13 protein-coding genes are annotated in these 17980 nt (G+C 64.5%); 8 read left to right on the top strand and 5 right to left on the bottom strand.

Annotated elements, in window-relative coordinates:
- Positions 1-39 precede the first annotated feature (39 nt).
- Positions 40-423: a variant leucine-rich repeat-containing protein gene (locus DSM100688_RS12050; RefSeq protein WP_239519349.1), complete on the bottom strand. Its 384-nt coding sequence runs from the start codon at positions 421-423 to the stop codon at positions 40-42.
- A gap of 8 nt (positions 424-431) precedes the next feature.
- Positions 432-1067, bottom strand: a complete 636-nt coding sequence (locus DSM100688_RS04360) for a hypothetical protein (RefSeq protein ID WP_152357939.1) — start codon at positions 1065-1067, stop codon at positions 432-434.
- Between the two features lie 282 nt (positions 1068-1349).
- Between DSM100688_RS04360 and metG the strand changes: the two genes are divergently transcribed.
- The 4 genes from metG to rplA all read left to right on the top strand — a co-directional run bounded on the left by metG (position 1350) and on the right by rplA (position 7057).
- Positions 1350-3212 (top strand): methionine--tRNA ligase, encoded by a 1863-nt coding sequence (gene metG, locus DSM100688_RS04355; protein WP_152357938.1) that lies wholly within the window; start codon positions 1350-1352, stop codon positions 3210-3212.
- Positions 3213-3841: 629 nt separating this feature from the next.
- Positions 3842-5344: a sugar porter family MFS transporter gene (locus tag DSM100688_RS04350; RefSeq protein WP_163146838.1), complete on the top strand. Its 1503-nt coding sequence runs from the start codon at positions 3842-3844 to the stop codon at positions 5342-5344.
- A gap of 571 nt (positions 5345-5915) precedes the next feature.
- A complete protein-coding gene (gene rplK / locus DSM100688_RS04345) occupies positions 5916-6347 on the top strand; it encodes a 50S ribosomal protein L11 (protein WP_152357937.1) in 432 nt (143 codons plus the stop codon).
- Positions 6348-6364: 17 nt separating this feature from the next.
- Positions 6365-7057 carry a 50S ribosomal protein L1 gene (gene rplA, locus DSM100688_RS04340; protein ID WP_152357936.1) on the top strand — a complete coding sequence of 231 codons (693 nt, stop codon included), beginning with the start codon at positions 6365-6367 and terminating at the stop codon, positions 7055-7057.
- A 362-nt stretch (positions 7058-7419) separates the two neighbouring features.
- Here the strand turns inward: rplA and DSM100688_RS04335 are convergent, their stop codons facing one another.
- Together DSM100688_RS04335 and DSM100688_RS04330 are read right to left on the bottom strand one after the other, a co-directional pair.
- Positions 7420-8325 (bottom strand): PucR family transcriptional regulator, encoded by a 906-nt coding sequence (locus DSM100688_RS04335; RefSeq protein ID WP_152357935.1) that lies wholly within the window; start codon positions 8323-8325, stop codon positions 7420-7422.
- A gap of 19 nt (positions 8326-8344) precedes the next feature.
- Entirely contained in the window at positions 8345-10681 is a 2337-nt protein-coding gene (locus tag DSM100688_RS04330; RefSeq protein WP_239519350.1) for a DUF6020 family protein, read from the bottom strand.
- Positions 10682-11129: 448 nt separating this feature from the next.
- On the opposite strand from DSM100688_RS04330, the gene DSM100688_RS04325 reads away from it, so the two are divergent.
- Entirely contained in the window at positions 11130-12029 is a 900-nt protein-coding gene (locus tag DSM100688_RS04325) for a biotin--[acetyl-CoA-carboxylase] ligase (protein WP_239519351.1), read from the top strand.
- A 310-nt stretch (positions 12030-12339) separates the two neighbouring features.
- Complete coding sequence (locus DSM100688_RS04315; protein WP_420837479.1) at positions 12340-13284, top strand: biotin--[acetyl-CoA-carboxylase] ligase; 945 nt, start codon at positions 12340-12342, stop codon at positions 13282-13284.
- A gap of 248 nt (positions 13285-13532) precedes the next feature.
- On the opposite strand, the gene DSM100688_RS04310 is transcribed toward DSM100688_RS04315, so the two are convergent.
- On the bottom strand, positions 13533-14225 hold the full coding sequence (locus tag DSM100688_RS04310) for a biotin transporter BioY (protein ID WP_152357931.1): 693 nt from the start codon (positions 14223-14225) through the stop codon (positions 13533-13535).
- 234 nt (positions 14226-14459) lie between these two features.
- Here DSM100688_RS04310 and DSM100688_RS04305 point away from each other — a divergent pair, with 234 nt between their 5' ends.
- Together DSM100688_RS04305 and DSM100688_RS04300 are read left to right on the top strand one after the other, a co-directional pair.
- Entirely contained in the window at positions 14460-16334 is a 1875-nt protein-coding gene (locus DSM100688_RS04305; protein WP_152357930.1) for an ATP-binding protein, read from the top strand.
- Entirely contained in the window at positions 16331-17935 is a 1605-nt protein-coding gene (locus tag DSM100688_RS04300) for an acyl-CoA carboxylase subunit beta (protein WP_152357929.1), read from the top strand. The genes DSM100688_RS04305 and DSM100688_RS04300 overlap by 4 nt, the downstream gene beginning before the upstream one ends.
- The last annotated feature ends 45 nt before the right edge of the window (positions 17936-17980 follow it).

Genomic DNA, 17980 nt, shown 5'->3' with positions numbered 1-17980 from the left:
CCCCTCGGGAAGGGGAGCCCAGGCTGACGCCGGGTTTGATCAGTCGCCGAGGAGAACGGTCAGGGCCTCGCGCACGCCCGGGCCACCGGACTGCGCCACGAATTCGAGCAACGCGGCATCCGCCTGAGGATTCGCCACCAGCCATCGTCGCAAGTGCGGCACGTCGCGTGCGATATGCCAGAGCACCTCCATATCGGTGGCCGGATCGCAGGCGACCAACGGCGTCAACGACAACGGTGGCGCCGGCGGCGGTCCCGCCGGTCCGTCACGCACGCGTCGTTGACGATCGACGTTCGTGCCATCGTCGGCACGTCGTTCCGCTAACGTACGTAATCGTCGCGGCACATCGACCGCCGGTCCGTCGCGCTGCCGTATCGTACGATGCCGCGCATGCCGTCGTTGCGCGGTCTTCGTCATGGTCATCGGCGACATCATGACTGCTCCAATTCCTCGAACAGGCCACGTGCCACCGCAACGCGCGGCCAGAACGGGTTTTCGCCCAGAATGTCGAGACAGTCGGCCGGCAGCACGCGATATTCCATCATGACGTCCATGATGATCCGGCCGATTGTCCCGTCGTCGGACGAGTGTTCCGGCAGCAACGCAAGATCGCAGACGGTGCGTGCCGGTGTCGTGACGCGCAGGTCGCCCACGCGCACGATCTGCCGATACGGGCTTTTGCGGTTGAACACGCGGATCTTGCGATCGTGCACGGGCGCGCGGTAGTGCGAGCGCGAAATGACGTCGACCGTTTCGGGGAACAACCCGCCGACCCAGATCCACGCCGCCGTCAACGCGCAGACGATGGTGCCGTGTGGCGCGATCTTCTGGACGATCGTCGACCGGCCGTACAACGTGCCGGCGTGGTTGGTCTGGTATCCGCTGTTGCCGTCGAGTCGTGACATGGCGCCGAATCCGGACAGTATGGTCAGACTGAGTGGCCCGGGCAGCTCCTTGTCGCTGAGCAGCGGCTTGCGTGCGGCCTGCTCGTCGATGGTGCGCAGCCGGGCGGGGACATGGGGATCGGCGGCGATCCCGTTACCTACTTCGTTGTGGTTGATGATCATGGTGACGACCTTATGCGATGAGACACGCCGGGTGCCATCGGCGATACGAAAAATGTGGATATGTGGACAAAAACGCGATTTTTGACAAAAATTGTGGATAAGTCAGTGGATAACGTGCGGATGGCCAATGACGATACAGTCGGTTCCCGCAAGACCGGTGCGGACATACAGCCGAAACCGAGTGGCTGCGAAACGCCGGCGTCAACGCCGTCCAAGCCGGGACGGTTCCGCACAGGCGAGCCGTGCGCGCGGTGTCCCCGCTGAGCCTGATAATCAGGGACTATGAGTCATATTCTGGTGAATGTTGCATGGCCGTACGCGAACGGCCCCCGTCATATCGGTCACGTCGCCGGCTTCGGTGTGCCGTCCGACGTCTACGCGCGCTACGAGCGCATGAAGGGCAACGACGTCCTGATGGTGTCCGGCACCGACGAACACGGCACCCCGATCCTCGTCGAAGCCGAAAAGGAAGGCGTGACCGCACAGGAGCTCGCCAACCGCTACAACCGCGTCATCGCCAAGGACCTGTGCGATCTCGGCCTGAGCTACGACCTGTTCACCCGCACCACCACCGGCAACCACGAGCACGTGGTGCAGGAGCTGTTCAAGCAGTGCCTCAAGAACGGCTATATCTACAAGGGCACGCAGAAAGTCGCGATCTCGCCGTCCACCGGCCGCACCCTGCCGGACCGCTACATCGAGGGCGAATGCCCGATCTGCCACACCGAGGGCGCGCGCGGCGACCAGTGCGACGCCTGCGGCAACGAGCTCGATCCGGACGAGCTCATCAACCCCGTCTCCAAGATCAACGGCGAAACCCCGCGCTTCGAGGAGACCGAACACTACTTCCTCGACCTGCCGGCGCTCGCCGACGCGAACCTCGCGTGGCTCAAGACCCGCACCGGCTGGCGCACCAACGTCATCAACTTCTCGATCGGCCTGTTCAAGGAGGTCAAGCCGCGCGCCATCACGCGCGACATCGACTGGGGCATCCCGGTCCCGGTCGCGGGCTGGATCGACAACCCGAACAAGAAGCTGTACGTGTGGTTCGACGCGGTGATCGGCTACCTGTCGGCGTCGATCGAATGGGCGCGCCGCAAGGGCGACCCGGAGGCGTGGCGCGCGTGGTGGAACGACCCGGCGTCCCCGGCCTACTACTTCATGGGCAAGGACAACATCACGTTCCACTCGCAGATCTGGCCGTCCGAGATGCTTGCGTACAACGGCCAGGGCTCCAAGGGCGGCGAGACCGGCGAATACGGCCCGCTCAACATGCCTGAGCAGGTCGTGGCTTCCGAGTTCATGACGATGGAAGGCAAGAAGTTCTCCTCCTCGCGCGGCATCGTCATCTACGTCAAGGACATCCTCGCCCGCTACCCCGTGGACGCGGTGCGCTACTACATCTCCGTGGCCGGCCCGGAATCCTCCGACTCCGACTTTACGTGGGCCGAGTTCGTGCGTCACAACAACGAGGAGCTGGCTTCCTCGTGGGGTAATTTGGTCAACCGCGTCGCGAACCTCATCAACAAGAACTTCGGTGAGATCCCGGCGCTCGACGAGGCGTCTATGACCGATGAGGACCGTGCGCTGCTCGACGAGGCCGAGGCCGCGTTCGCGACTGTCGGTGGACTGATCGAACACCACCGCCAGAAGGGCGCGCTGAACGAGGCCATGAAGATCGTCGGCGACATCAACAAGTACATCTCCGCCACCGAACCGTGGAAGATCAAGGACAATCCGGCCCGCCTCGGCACCGTGCTGCACGTGGCCGCGCAGGCCGTGTCCGACGCGAACCACCTGCTTGCGCCGTTCCTGCCGCACTCCGCGCAGAAGGTGTGGGAGGCGCTCGGCGGCACCGGCACCTTCTCGCCACTGCCGCGCATCGAGGAGGTCGAGGACCTCGACAAGCCGGGCTTCGAATACCCGATCATCACCGGCGACTACAAGTTCGGCGAGACCGTGCACCCGTGGAAGCGCGAGGCGATCGTGCCGGGCACCCCGGTGGCCAAGCCGACGCCGATCTTCGCGAAGATCCCGCAGGAGGCCGTGGAGGAGGAGCTGGCCCGTTTCGACGAGGCGCTCGCCGCCCGCCGCGAGGCCGAGGCCAAGCGCCTCGCTGCCGCCAAGGCCGAACTGAACAAGTGACGGCAGTGGCGCAGCGTCGTCACGGAACCGTGTGACGGGGTGGAATCCACAATCCCGTCACACGATTCACAGGGTTTTGTGAGGAAGGCGCATCGTTCCTCCAAGAAACGGACGGTTATATAGAGCATGTCAACGGTTACGGCCGATGGCGAGGTTCCAGGCGAACCCCATAACTGAACCCTTCTTCTCTCTTCTCTCTCGCCCGGCGGTCTCCCCGCCGGGTTTCTTCTTTTCTGCCTCTGCTCTTGATCCGTGACGGATCTCCCTGCCCCTGCCTCTGTGATGACGGACATACAGCCGATTACGCGCCGTAATCGGCTGTATGTCCGTCACAAAGAAAAAGGCAATCGGCGCGAGACGTGAGAAACAGGGCGTAACAACAGTGATAAGTAACGCCTGTAATCGTTGTAAATCCAGTGGTAATCGATTGCAAAATATTTTCTGATGATCGGAGTGTCGTACACGTCGCCGTCGTATCCTGAATACACCAATCAAACGCAGTGAACAGGGTTGTTACTCGAAACGAGGCAAGACCTGAGACTGGGCAACCGTATCGATCATTCCGTACGTCGCCCTGTCTCAGGTCTTGTTCGTTTCGGCTGAAATCGAGGACGACGGAAGGATCGACCATGACGACGACTGCATCATTCACCGAAACCACTGAACCCACCGAAACCAAAGCATCAACCAAACCCACCGAAACCAACGCCTCCGCGAACGCCGCCGGCATCATCGACACCATCGAAACCGTCGAATCGCGCACCTTCTCCACGCGATTCCCGCTCAACGGGGCGTTCATCTTCACGTTCGGCGCGCTCGGCGGCATGCTGTTCGGCTTCGACACCGGCATCATCTCCGGCGCGTCGCCGCTCATCGAATCCGACTTCGGCCTGACCGTCTCGCAGACCGGCTTCATCACGTCGTCCGTGCTCATCGGCTCGTGCGTCGGCGCGCTGTCGATCGGCGCGCTGTCCGACCGCTTCGGCCGCAAGAAGCTGCTCATCGTCTCCGCGATCCTGTTCCTCATTGGCTCCGGCCTGTGCGCCGCCTCCACCGGCTTTCTCATGATGGTCGCCGCCCGCATCATCCTCGGCCTCGCGGTCGGCGCGGCCTCCGCGCTCACCCCGGCCTATCTCGCCGAACTCGCGCCGAAGGAGCGCCGCGGCTCGCTGTCCACGCTGTTCCAGCTCATGATCACGTTCGGCATCCTGCTCGCGTACGCCTCGAACCTCGGCTTCCTCGGCCACGATCTGCTCGGCTTCGCCGACTGGCGTTGGATGCTCGGTTCGGCGCTCGTGCCGGCCGCGCTGCTGCTCATCGGCGGCATCCTGCTGCCGGAATCGCCGCGCTACCTCGTCAACAAGGGCGACGAGCGCAACGCCTTCAAGGTGCTCACGCTCATCCGCACGGACGTCGACCAGACGCAGGTGCAGCTCGAGCTTGACGAGATCAAGGAAGTCGCCGCGCAGGACACCAAGGGCGGCGTGCGCGAACTGTTTCGCATCGCCCGGCCGGCGCTCGTCGCGGCCGTCGGCATCATGCTGTTCCAGCAGCTCGTCGGCATCAACTCGGTCATCTACTTCCTGCCGCAGGTGTTCATCAAGGGCTTCGGTTTCCCCGAAAACGACGCGATCTGGGTGTCGGTCGGCATCGGCGTCGTGAACTTCGTCTCCACGATCGTCGCGACGATGATCATGGACCGGTTCGGCCGCAAACAGCTGCTCATCTTCGGTTCCGTCGTGATGACCGTCGCGCTGGCGATCCTCTCCGTGATGAACTTCGTGGGCGACGTGTCGGCGCTCGCCGTGCCGACGATGATCCTGATCGCGTTCTACATCCTCGGCTTCGCGGTGTCGTGGGGACCGATCGCGTGGGTGCTTGTCGGCGAGATCTTCCCGCTGTCGGTGCGCGGCATCGGCTCGTCGTTCGGTTCGGCCGCGAACTGGCTCGGCAACTTCATCGTGTCGCAGTTCTTCCTCATGCTGCTCGACGCGTTCGGCAACAACGTGGGCGGCCCGTTCGCGATCTTCGGCGTGTTCGCCGCGCTGTCGATTCCGTTCGTGCTGCGGTTCGTGCCGGAGACGAAGGGCAAGTCGCTCGAGCAGATTGAGGAGGAGCTGACCCGGCGCTGACGTGCGTCTCGTTCGTCTCTTCGTAACGGACATACAGCCGATTCGTTGCCCGTAATCGGCCGTATGTCCGTTGGGGAGGAGAGACGGTAGCGCGACGATTCCGCCGATGTACGGGTTTCCCCTCCCGTAACACACTTTTCTCAACGGACATACAGTCGATTTGCCTACCGTAATCGGCTGTATGTCCGTTGAAGATAGGGAGCAAGTTGACGAGGTAACAGTAATCTGCTGTCGTCGTTGCCATGCTCAGCGCTTCCCCGAACGTACATGCTTGCTCTCAACGGACATACAGTCGATTTCCCATACCGAATCGGCTGTATGTCCGTTGCGGTATGGGTGGGCGTTGTGATGGGCGAGTTGCGTGGGGAGTGCGAACGTCCGTCGACGTGACGATTGTCGTCACGATACGGCATAATGAGATGGTTTGTGTCTGGAGGGCCATCGACGTGCGGACAGTGCGTACGAAAGCCTGCTAGCACAGCACAGCAATCATACGGTTGCGGGAGGAGTTCGCCGCGGGAGACCAAGGCGTTCGCCATTATCACCGCTTCATAGAAAGAAGAACCATACAATGGCTCCTAAAAAGAAGGTCACGGCGCTGATCAAGCTCCAGATCCAGGCCGGCAAGGCCAACCCGGCTCCGCCGCTGGGCCCGGCTCTGGGTTCCCATGGCGTGAACATCATGGACTTCTGCAAGGCGTACAACGCCCAGACGCAGGACAAGATGGGTCAGGTCATCCCGGTCGAGATCACCGTCTTCGAAGACCGTTCCTTCACCTTCATCCTCAAGACCCCGCCGGCCGCGGCTCTGCTCAAGAAGGCTGCCGGCATCGAAAAGGGCACCGAGAACCCGCTGACCCACAAGGTCGGCTCCGTCACCAAGGCTCAGGTCCGCGAGATCGCCGAAACCAAGATGGCCGATCTGTCCGCTCGTGACATCGAAGCCGGCATGAAGATCATCGAGGGCACCGCCCGTTCGATGGGCATCACGGTCACCGACTGAGAAGAGGAGAAGGACTAATGGTACAGCGTTCCAAGAAGTATCGCGAAGCGGCCGAGAAGGTCGATCGCAACAACCTCTACACCGCCAACGAGGCCATCGCGCTCCTCAAGAGCATGCCGGAGTACAAGTTCGACCAGACCGTGGAAGCGGTGCTGCGCCTGAACGTGGACCCGCGCAAGGCTGACCAGCTGGTGCGTGGCTCCGTCCTGCTGCCTCACGGCACTGGTAAGACCGCCAAGGTCCTCGTGTTCGCCCGTGGCCCGAAGGCCACCGAGGCTACCGAGGCCGGCGCCGACATCGTCGGTGATGACGACCTGATCGCGAAGGTCGCTGACGGCTTCCTCGACTTCGACGCCGTCGTCGCCACCCCGGACATGATGGGCAAGGTCGGCCGCCTCGGCCGCGTGCTCGGTCCGCGTGGCCTCATGCCGAACCCGAAGACCGGCACCGTCACCATGGACGTGACCAAGGCCGTCAACGAGATCAAGGGCGGCAAGGTCGACTTCCGCGTCGACAAGCACGGCAACCTCTCCTTCCTCATCGGCAAGATGAGCTTCGACGAGGCCGCTCTGGACGAGAACTTCAAGGCCGTGGCCGACGAAGTCAAGCGTCTCAAGCCGTCCACCGTGAAGGGCCGTTACGTCACCAAGGCGACCATCACCTCCACGATGAACCCGGGCGTCCCGGTCGACCCGATGACCGTTGCCTGATTCCGTCTCGTTCGTTGAACGAATCGGATCATACGGTCACGGTGAGTGACTGACAGAGTGACTGACAGTACAGGGCCCGCGTTGCGTTACGCAGCGCGGGCCCTGTCGTATCTGGATGCCGTGCGGGAGCCTTCGTTCTCTTCCCCCAACGGACATACAGTCGATTTGGTGGGGTGAATCGGCTGTATGCCCGTTAGAGGGGTAAGCGGAACGTGTTGTCTGGGATGGATCGTCCGGTTGTCGTTTCCGTTAGGGGTGGTGGATCGTCCCGCTGGTACGTCCGTTTTTCCAACGGACAACCAGCCGATTATGTGGGTGGAATCGGCTGGTTGTCCGTTAGGGGGAAGGGGAGCGGAGGGGGATTAGGAGCGAGCGGCGGCGATGCGGCCTAGGGCGATGGCGGTGCGCAGGACGTAGGCCTCGCGGGGGTCGGTGGCATCCCATCCGGTGGTGTCGGCGGCGCGCTTCAACCGGTATCGCACAGTGTTCGGATGCACGTTCAGCGCCTTCGCCGTCGTCTCCAGCGATCCGCCGGACAACACGAACGTCGAGACCGTCTCCAGCGTCGGATCGTCCGCGCCGCCTGCGGCCAAACTGCCGTATACCGCGTCGATCAGTTCACGTTTCGCATCCTCGTCGCCCAGCAACGCCCGTTCGGGCAACGCGTCCTCTGCCCGCACCAGACGGTTCAATTCCTGCCTCGCGACGCTCGTCGGTCTACCCGCGCCTTGCGCCGCACGAGATTCCCGGATCGCCGGCGCCGCCGCCAGCGTGGCCAGCGCCGCACGGATCGTGGCCGACGCGCCGTGTACACCATGCCGTTCCGGACCGAGCGCCACCGGCCGGTCGGCGTCGAACACGCCCATCATCGCCGTGCAGGTCACCTCGGGCGTCGCTGCCGCACGCGACGCGGTCAGCACCACGCAGATTCCCTCATGCGTGCCGGCGATCACCAGCGATCCGCCCAGATCATGTGCCGTCGTACGCAACCGCGCCAACGTATGCATCACGGCATCACCGCCGAATCCGCCCGTCGCGCCGCCGCCGACAGTCGGCGCGAACCCGGCCACCGCAAAGCATCGCACGTCATCGGACCATCCCAACACATGCATCAGCGACGCCACGCGCGCATCCGTCAGCCCGCCTGCCAGACATTCGAACGCAACGGTCTCCACATCGCCGTCGTGCGTCGTGATCAGATCCAACACATCCCCGGCCGTACGTTGCGGCGTTACGCCGCTGCCCGTCGTCAGGTCTTGTTCCGTCATGTCACGTTGCGTCGTCATATCAGTCCAGCTTAGTCGTCTGCTCCGCGGCGCTCGCGTCTTCCGCGGCACTCACGTTCACTGCACTGCTTACGTTCGCTGTGTTGCCTACGTTCGCATTGACATTGTCGCCAACGTTCGCAGCCGTGCCAACGGTTGCGTTAATGTCAATGCCAGCGCTAACGTTCGCACCGTTATCCGACCGCGGCGACGTTTGAACTGTCGCCCGTTCCGCAGTCAGGCCAGCGTTCGCAGCCGCCGCTTTCGCCGCCTGCGTCTCCCGCCAGAACGTCAGACACACGAACCCGAACACGAACGCGACCGGCAGCATATGCCGTTCGAAATTGTTCGCCGGCGCGGTCGCCATCACGCCCATGAGCAACAGCAGCGGCATATGCGTGAGCAGCGTACGCCACCGCCGCAGAATCACCTCCGCCGCGCCGATGAGCAACGTCATCGTCACGTAGAAATTGCCGTGCGTGAGCCAGCCGAGCAGCGGAATCGACCCCCAGCCGCGCGCGAACCCGACCACGGTCTCGCGCCAGTCGTGATTGACCGACTTGAGCCACGTGCTGCTCTTCTGCACGTAGTCGCTCGTCACGTAGTAGTCCATCGACACGTACGGCAGATCGGTCGGATCGAAATAGCCGAAGCATTCCGCGAGCAGCGCGTCGAGCGCGATCACCGGGTTCGCCTTGGTGATCTCGAGCCATGCCGCGTTGAAGTCCTTCATGTCGTCGGCCGTGACCGTGCGCCACTTGTAGCTCACCTTCTTCGACTGGATGCCCGACGACTTGACCGGGTCGGCGTCCTGCCGGAAGTACGCCTCGGCCATCTGATCGAGGTTGAAGATCGGCTCGAGTTTCTTGCGCGCGTCGGCCGGGATGCCGTTCGGATTGAGTTTGGCGACGCGCGCGATCATCTGCAGCTGCACGCCGCGACTTTCGATCGGATCGCCGCCGATGATCATGCCCGACGAGATCATCGCCGTGGTGCCGCCGTGGATGAGGACAACCGGCAGGACGAGCGCGACGACGTACGTGCGCCAGCGTTTGCGGTCGGCGACCAGCGCGAGGACGATCTGCAACGCGACGATATACCACGCGTACTTCGCGGAGATCAGCATCATGCACGTCGACGCGACGAACGCGATCGTCGACCGTTTCGGCAACGCGATGATATGACCGAGCGGATTGCGCGCCGACACCTTGCCGCGACGCCACGTCATATGCAGTTCGATCCACACGCCGAACCACCAGACGAACGAGAACGCGAACAACGGCGACTTGGTCAGCGAAATCGTCGAGAACAACGCGAGCGGGCACGTCAGGAAGAACGCGAGGATCACGAACCGTGCGAACCCGCCGGCCGCACGATCCGGCCACGGCAGCGGCGGCAGCTGCGTGATCGTCAACGACGACCGCATGCCGCGCTCCGGCCGCGCGAACTCCACCGGACGGCGGTAACGCGGGCGCTCCGGGCGCAGATAGTCGGGCGCGCCGGCGGCGTAGGCCGGACGCAGCCACGGCAGGTTGAGGAACCGGTTCGCGGCCGACGCGCAGCAGAACGCGGCGAACAGCCACTGCAACGCCGACAGCACCACGAACCCGGCGTCGTTCGAGTCGGTGAGATAGCGGGAGATCGCCGCTGCGCCGCCGTAGATCACGGTGAGCACCACGTTGTGCTGATCGGTGAGGAACGTCGGGTTGTCGGGCCACATGTAGTGCGCGGTGGGATAGATGTCCATCGGCACGAACGAAAAGAAGCCGATGTACGGCTGCGTCATGCCGGTCCACTGGTTCCATGCCCAGCTGAACTCGCGCGCCTGCGAGCGGATGTCCGCGCCGAACGCGCTGAGCAGGGTGGCCGGGATCCACAGCCAGCCGACGAGCAGGATCAGCAGGATCTTCCACGAGCGGTCGGTGGCGTGGGTGAGACCGCGGCCGATGACGGCGAACACGCGGCGGAAGGTCGTCATGACCTTGCCGGCGCGGACCTTGCGGTTCCACGCGCGCCATTCCATCGGCAGGTGCCAGGTGCTCGGCAGGGCGCGCAGGCCGGCGCCGCGGCGGGCGAGCGTCCAGACGATGGCGAACGTTACTGCAAACGCGGCGATGGCGTACGTGGTGTTCGCTGCGGTCCAGTCAGCGATCGAGCCGTCCTCCCAGTAGAGCGGACCGACGCCGATGCACAGGGCGATCCACAGGCAGGCGAGCACGGCGAGGGTCCAGCGGGCGGTTGCAGCGATGCGGTGGGTGATGGCGGCGCGTGTGGCGGGTGTGCGGCTGGCGGTTGCGTTGCCGGGCGTGCCGGTTGTGCCGGGTCGCCGGTGTGGCTGGGGCTGTGCGGGTGCGGTCATAATACGCCATTCTATAAGGGCAGGCTGAAACGGCCGTAACTCAATGAAAACCGTACTTTGTCATTGAGTTACGGTCGTTTCTGGTGCCCGAAACGACCGTAACTCAACAGTAGGGAGATGTTGTTGTTGAGTTACGGTCGTTTGAGGGACCGTGGGAGGCCGTAACTCAACAGTGGGGAGGCGTTGTTGTTGAGTTACGGTCGTCTCGTACGTGATGTGCGGTCGGCGGTACGCGGTCGGCGATGCGCGGAGATGGACGGTCGGCGGGTGGCCGCTCCGTATGGGCTGTGGGTGGGAACATCGGACAGGGAGGCGGATGGGAGCATCGGATAGGGAGAGTGCGGGACGAAGTTGACGATCGGATGCGATTCGTCCATATCCCGAGCCGACCGGTGCTGCGCGTTTTGACGCGTCCGCGGTCGCGGCGTATCGTAATCCCATGATTTCCATGATGAAAGCCGCAACGCCGCGGCTTGCCGATACTGAACAAGTGGCCGACAAAGTCGTCGCCGAAGCCGCGGTCGAATCGACCCACGCCCTGGCGCGTCGCATGATCGAGCATAACGAGATCGCCCTGCAATCGCCGCACGGCATTCCGATCACCGTGCTCATGGCCGATCAGCTCGCCAAGGCGCTCGTACGGTTCGGCCGCACGTGGGTCACGCTGCCGGGCCGATCGTTCACGGCGACCTGCGTGGCGGTGATTCCCGAATCGGTGGCCGACGACGAGCTCGTCAACGGCTGGCTGCAGATGATCGCCGGACTGGCCACGCTCGACGCGTTGGAAGGAACGATCGACGCCGCCGGCGCGCGGCCGTTCGATCCCGAATGCGGATTCCAGATCAAATGGCCGAACGACATCTACTGTCACGGGCTGAAGATCGGCGCCACCGTCACCGAGGTGCTGCCGCTGGGCGAATCCGCGAGTGCTGCCGTTGCGACCGATGGCAGGCCGGCGAGCATGGCCGTCGTCTTCAGCGTCGGCGTCAACCTCAACATGCCCGCCGACCGGCTGCCCACCGCGCAGGCCACGTCGCTGCAGATGCATTTCGGTCCGCTGCCGTCCGTGGCCGAGCTGCGCGACATGATCGCCTCCCGTCTGGTCGAGTCGCTGCGGTCGCGACTGGCAGCGCTGGTGGCCATGCCGATGATTCAGGCCGGTCGTCTGCGGTCGGAGATGCGGCACGTGTGCTGGATGATGGGGCGTACGATTCACGCGCAGCTCATCGACGGCAGTTCGGTGCGCGGCGAGGTCATCGCGCTCAACGACGACGCGTCGCTCAGCGTGCGTACGCTGGACGGCGGGACGCGCGCGCTGCTGTCCAGTGAGGTCAGCCTTCTCGACTGAAGCTCACCCTCTTCATTCTTTCCAGCGGACATACAGCCGATTCGGGGTGGATGATCGGCTGTATGTCCGTTAGGAAGGGATGAACGGTAGGGGAGAGCGGGACGGTGCGCGGGTGTTCTTCCCTGTTGGGCTCTTTTCCCCTGACGGACATACAGCCGATTTCGTACGGTGAATCGGCTGTATGTCCGTTAAGAAAGGCGGGATGTTGTTTTTCTAACGTACATACAGCCGATTGGGATGGGGTAATCGGTCGTATGTACGTTGGGGTGGGAGGGGTTAGGCTGGTGGGATGAGTGCGATGAATGATGTGATGACCGCGGCGGCGCGGCGTGCGGGGGAACGGATGCCTCGGACGGTTGCGGCGGCGGATGGTGAGGTGTTGCTGTTCGATACAGTCGGATCGACGAATACGGTCGCGCGCGAGTTGATCGCCGGCGGTCGTCGGATCGCGGTGATCGCGACGGACGAACAGACGGCGGGCCGCGGTCGGCTCGATCATACGTGGAGCAGTGCGGCGGGGGAGTCGTTCACCGTATCATTCGCGATCGTCGTGCCGCGTGCGGTGGCGACCGACGCGTCGGTCAACGGCTGGCTGCAGATGATCGCCGGACTGAGTGCGTTGGATGCGTTGGATGGCGTTGTACGTCACGGTACGCGTGCGGAGGCATGTGACGATGTTCGCGCGAATAGTGCGACTCGCATGCGTGACGATGCCGATGGGCTGGGCGACGCTATGCCGTGCGACGATGCCGACGGACCGGACAACGCCGCGTTACAGCTGAAATGGCCGAATGATATCTTCTGCGACGGCAAGAAGCTCGGCGGCATCCTCGCCGAAATGGTGTTCCCTCCGGACGACCCGCAGTCCGTGGCGCTGATCTTCGGCATCGGACTCAACATCGCCGTGCCGGCCGACCGGCTGCCTACGGCGCAGGCCACGTCGTTGCAACTGCATTGGCGGCTGGACGGTACGACGGATGATGTACGCGACGCGATCGCGGCGAAGATCGTCGCGGCGCTGCGGTCGCGCATCGCGTGGTTCGTCGCGGATCCGCGCGGTGATGCGCGTGATCTGCTGGCGGAGACGCGCGGCGTGTGTTGGACGCTGGGCCATGATGTCGAAGCGCATTTCACCGACGGTTCGACGCTGCGTGGGATTGCGGTTGCGTTGAATGACGATGCGTCGCTGACGATACGGGATGTGGACGGGAATGTTCGGATCGTGCGTACGGCGGATGTGGGTGTGCTGGGATAGGAGGTGGTGGGTGTGACCCCCCCCTCAGTCGCCTACGGCGACAGCTCGTCCTGCGATTATGGACGAGCTGTCGCTCGCGTTTTACTGGCTCGCCTGTCGGCTCGCACATTGCCTACAAACAGCTCTGCTGTTTGCTCGACGGCAATGTCCTGTAGGAGGAGCCAGGGGGCGTATCTTCAGTCGGCTTCGCTCACGGGTTGTTGGCTTGCCTGTTGACAATGTCCCGCAGGGGGAGCCGAACTGAGGGACTAGCGACGGAGGGTGGCGGCGCCGGCGATGGCGAGAGAGGCGACGGCGGCCTTGACGAGGTCGCCGGCCACGAAGCCCATGGACGCTAGGGCGACCGCGCCGAACGGCATGCCGGTGATCGCGGACTGCACGGTGAAGCCGAACAGATAATCCAGCACGATGCAGCCGATGACCGCAGCGGCGAAGTAGCGCAACGCGGTCAGGATCGTGCGCACCGCACGGGAATCGGCAGTGCAATCGTCAGCGACGGAACCGTCGCTCGACAGGCCGGACGCGTGCGCCGCACCGCGCAGCAGATCGGCGCTCGCCGCCGTACGTCGCGCGGAGCCCTTGAGCAGCGCGGTCACGACCGCGGCCGGCAGGAAGCCGATGAGGAACCCGGCGCTCGGACCGAGCAGCGCCGCGGTGGATGCGCCGCCAGAGAAGACCGGCAGTCCGGCCGCGCCCGCCGCCAGATACAGCGCGATCGCCGCGCCGGCCTGCCGCCAGCTCATCGTGAGCGCGGCGACCATCACCACGAAGGTCTGTAGTGTGATCGGTACCGGCGTGCCCGGGATCGGGATGCGCCCGGCCATTGTCGCTAGTGCGAGCAGCACAGCGAACACGACCGGCTTGACGATGGCGCCGGCGAATGCGCGGCGGCTGGCGATTGCGGATGGAACGGATTGCGTGGTTTCGGTGAGATTGGCCATGTGATTCCCCTTTCGTATGGCGCCCTCGTGTGCTTCCCTCAGTCAGCTGCGCTGACAGTGTCCTGCGACTGTGGGCGGTCTGCTGCTGACGAAAGTGGCAGTTTCGTCAACTTGGTTCGGTATCGTACGCCGGCCGGCTTTCGGTTACGTTTGCGTATCCCGACAAAAAGCGGCGTCGCTTTTTGTCGGATCGTGTGCTGAATCGTCGTACAAATAGGGCTATGTTTTGACGGTATGACGAAAACTGTCAAAAAAATACTCATCGCGAACCGAGGTGAGATAGCCCTGCGCGTCGTACGGACCGCGCACGAAATGGGGCTCGCCACGGTCGCCGTCTACGCCGAGCAGGATCGCGACGCGCCGTACGTCGCGATGGCCGACGAGGCCTACCTGCTGCCGGGCGACACCTACAAGGACACGTATCTCAACGAGGATCTGCTCATCGACGTGCTGCGCCGGTCCGGCGCCGACGCGGTGCATCCCGGCTACGGATTCCTCTCTGAAGTCGCGTCGTTCGCGGCCAAGGTCCTCGCGACCGGCGCGATCTGGATCGGCCCGCGCCCCGAAGCGCTCACCGATCTCGGCGACAAGATCACCGCGCGCCGTGTCGCCACGCGCGCCAAGGTCCCGCCGGTGCCGGGCCTCAACGAATCGGCCGGCGATATCCGCACGCTCTACGACTTCGCGCACACCCACGGCTATCCGATCATGATGAAGCGCACCGACGGCGGCGGCGGACGCGGCATCACCATCGTGCGCAGCGACGACGAACTGCGCGGCTTTTACCTCAACCATGACGCGTTGCAGGGTGGCGACCTGAGCGAATACTTCGTCGAACGGTTCATCGACAAGGGCCGTCATGTCGAAACGCAGTGCGGCCGCGACAGCCACGGCAACTTCGCCGTCTATTCGACGCGCGACTGCAGCGTGCAGCGCCGCAACCAGAAGCTCATCGAGGAGGCCCCCGCGCCGTTCCTGCCGGAGGGCGTGCACGAGCAGCTCGAACGCTACTCGCGCCGGCTGTTCGAGGCGGTCGATTACGTCGGTCTCGGCACGTGCGAGTTCATGCTCACCGACACCGGCAAGGTGTACTTCCTCGAGGTCAACCCGCGTCTGCAGGTCGAGCACACGGTGAGCGAGGAGGTGTGCGGGCTGGATCTCGTGCGCGAGCAGATCACGATCGCGGACGGCGGCGAGCTCACCACGCCGCCCGAACCGCGCGGGCACAGCTTCGAGCTGCGCATCACCTGCGAGGATCCGGCCACGAACCTCACGCCGAGCTCCGGCACGCTCACGGTGCTGCACTGGCCGTCCGGGCCGGGCGTGCGCGTCGACTCCGGCGTGGTGGAGGGCGACACGATCTCGCCGAAGTTCGATTCGATGATGGGCAAGCTGATCGTCACTGCGCAGGATCGTGCGGCCGCGGTCGCCCGGGTTCGTCGCTCGTTGGGGGAGCTGCGAATCGAGGGTGTGCCGACGCCGAAGAGCCTGTTCGAGCAGGTGTTCCGCGACGACGAGTTCACGGCCGAGCACGGCCACGCGTTCGACGTGAGCACGAAGTGGCTGGAACGCAAGTACCTCAACCGTGAGGCGAACGCGACGAAGGCAGGCCAGCCGGCGTCGCTCAGCGGCGGTGCGGGCGGTGCGTCCGGCGCGGGCGCGACGCAGGCCGAACCGAAGCCGACGCCGACCGAAACGTTCGTCATCGAAATGAACGACAAACGGGTCAAGCTCACCGTGCCGCTCGACATCGTCGAGAACATCACCGGCTCGGCGCGCGCCCGCGGCGCGAAGCGTCCGACCCAGCCGCTGCGCGGGTCCGGGCTGCACCGGACCGCGGCCGCGAAGCCGGCGAACGCCGGCCGGCCGGGCGTCATCTCCGCGCCGATGCAGGCCGTGGTCACGCGCATCAACGTGGCTGAGGGCCAGCATGTTGCGAAGGGCGACCTGCTTGTCGTGCTCGAGTCGATGAAGATGGAGAACTACGTGTACGCGCCGGCCGCCGGCACGGTCACGAAGATCTTCGTCGGCCCGGCGGCCGGCGTCGACGCGGGGGAGACGTTGGTGACGCTCGACGTGGACGGCGCGAAGAAGGGAGATGCGCAATGACCGACATCATGCAGTCGCCGGCGGTGAAACAGTACGTGAAACAGCCGGATGGCGATCATCAGCCGATCCGCGCGGCCGTCGCCCGCGCCGCCGAACTCGCGCGCGACGCCGAGGCGCACGCCCGCGACCGTCAGCACGTCAAAGGCAAACGCACCGCCCGCGAACGGCTCGACCTGCTGCTCGACACCGGCACGTTCGAGGAGATCGGCCGGTTCGCCGGCGGCGACATCAACGGCGGCAAGGCCGGTGCGGCCGTCATCACCGGATTCGGCGACGTGTACGGCCGCAAGGTGGCCGTCTACGCGCAGGACTTCTCCGTGCGCGGCGGCACGCTCGGCCGTGCGGAAGGCGAGAAGATCTGCCGGCTCATGGATCAGGCGCTCGAACTGAAAGTGCCGATCGTCGCGCTCATCGACTCCGGCGGCGCGCGCATCCAGGAAGGCGTCGCCGCACTCACCCAATACGGCCGCATCTTCCGCCGCACCTGCGCGGCCAGCGGATTCGTGCCGCAGATCTCCATCATCCTCGGTCCGTGCGCGGGCGGTGCGGTCTACTGCCCGGCCCTCACGGACCTCATCATCATGACCCGCGAGAACTCGGACATGTTCGTCACCGGACCGGACGTCGTCAAGGCCGCGACCGGCGAGGTCATCAGCATGGACGACCTCGGCGGCGGCTACGTGCACAACGCGAAGTCCGGCGTCGCGCACTACCTCGGCGAAGACGAAGCGGACGCGATCGACTACGCGCGCACCGTACTCGCGTACCTGCCGTCGAGTTCCGACAGTCAGCCGCCGACGTACGCGTACGCCGTCACCCGAGCCGAACGCGACACCGCGAAACGACTCGCGCAGATCGTACCCGACAACGACCGCCAGCCGTACGACATGCTCGACGTGATCCGCTGCATCGTCGACTACGGCGAGTTCGTGCAGGTGCAGGAGCTGTTCGCCGGATCGGCCGTCGTCGGCTTCGCGTGCATCGAAGGCCGGCCGGTCGGTGTGGTCGCGAACCAGCCGAACGTGAACGCCGGCATCCTCGACGTGGACTCGTCCGAGAAGGTCGCGCGGTTCGTGCGGTTGTGCGATGCGTTCAACCTGCCCGTCATCACGCTTGTGGACACGCCCGGATACAAGCCGGGCGCCGAACAGGAGCACGCCGGCATCATCCGGCGCGGCGCGAAGGTGATCTACGCGTACGGCAACGCGCAGGTGCCGATGGTCACCGTCGTGCTGCGCAAGGCGTTCGGCGGCGCGTACATTGTGATGGGATCCAAGGCGATCGGCGCGGATATGAACTTCGCGTGGCCGAGCTCGCAGATCGCGGTGCTCGGCGCGACCGGCGCGGTCAACATCATCCACCGCAAGGACCTGCAGAAGGCGAAGGAATCCGGGCGCGACGTAGACGCGTTGCGCGCGCAGCTCGTCGCCGACTACCAGCGGACGACTGTCAACGCGAACCTGTCGCTCGAAACCGGGCAGATCGACGCGATGATCGACCCCGAACAGACGCGGCAGGCGATCGCCGAATCGCTGCGGCTGCTCGCCGGCAAACGGCGGACGCGCGCGACGAACCGGCACCACGGCAACCAGCCTCTCTGATGTCGCAGACTTTCTGAACACGACCGATCAACCTACGTAAAGGAA

Origin of the sequence: Bifidobacterium ramosum (assembly GCF_009299505.1) — a bacterium.
Lineage (GTDB): Bacteria > Actinomycetota > Actinomycetes > Actinomycetales > Bifidobacteriaceae > Bifidobacterium > Bifidobacterium ramosum.
Note: the sequence above shows the minus strand (reverse complement) of the source record. Positions and strands in the feature narration are given on the sequence as shown.

What these genes read in the sequence shown, in the direction of transcription:
- rplK (WP_152357937.1), top strand. Translation starts at nt 5,916, where the DNA reads ATGGCTCCTAAAAAGAAGGTCACGGCGCTGATCAAGCTCCAGATCCAG.
- DSM100688_RS12050 (WP_239519349.1), bottom strand. Translation starts at nt 423, where the DNA reads ATGACCATGACGAAGACCGCGCAACGACGGCATGCGCGGCATCGTACG.
- rplA (WP_152357936.1), top strand. Translation starts at nt 6,365, where the DNA reads ATGGTACAGCGTTCCAAGAAGTATCGCGAAGCGGCCGAGAAGGTCGAT.
- DSM100688_RS04335 (WP_152357935.1), bottom strand. Translation starts at nt 8,325, where the DNA reads ATGACGGAACAAGACCTGACGACGGGCAGCGGCGTAACGCCGCAACGT.
- DSM100688_RS04305 (WP_152357930.1), top strand. Translation starts at nt 14,460, where the DNA reads ATGACGAAAACTGTCAAAAAAATACTCATCGCGAACCGAGGTGAGATA.
- DSM100688_RS04350 (WP_163146838.1), top strand. Translation starts at nt 3,842, where the DNA reads ATGACGACGACTGCATCATTCACCGAAACCACTGAACCCACCGAAACC.
- DSM100688_RS04330 (WP_239519350.1), bottom strand. Translation starts at nt 10,681, where the DNA reads ATGACCGCACCCGCACAGCCCCAGCCACACCGGCGACCCGGCACAACC.
- DSM100688_RS04315 (WP_420837479.1), top strand. Translation starts at nt 12,340, where the DNA reads ATGACCGCGGCGGCGCGGCGTGCGGGGGAACGGATGCCTCGGACGGTT.
- DSM100688_RS04310 (WP_152357931.1), bottom strand. Translation starts at nt 14,225, where the DNA reads ATGGCCAATCTCACCGAAACCACGCAATCCGTTCCATCCGCAATCGCC.
- DSM100688_RS04300 (WP_152357929.1), top strand. Translation starts at nt 16,331, where the DNA reads ATGACCGACATCATGCAGTCGCCGGCGGTGAAACAGTACGTGAAACAG.
- metG (WP_152357938.1), top strand. Translation starts at nt 1,350, where the DNA reads ATGAGTCATATTCTGGTGAATGTTGCATGGCCGTACGCGAACGGCCCC.
- DSM100688_RS04325 (WP_239519351.1), top strand. Translation starts at nt 11,130, where the DNA reads ATGATGAAAGCCGCAACGCCGCGGCTTGCCGATACTGAACAAGTGGCC.
- DSM100688_RS04360 (WP_152357939.1), bottom strand. Translation starts at nt 1,067, where the DNA reads ATGATCATCAACCACAACGAAGTAGGTAACGGGATCGCCGCCGATCCC.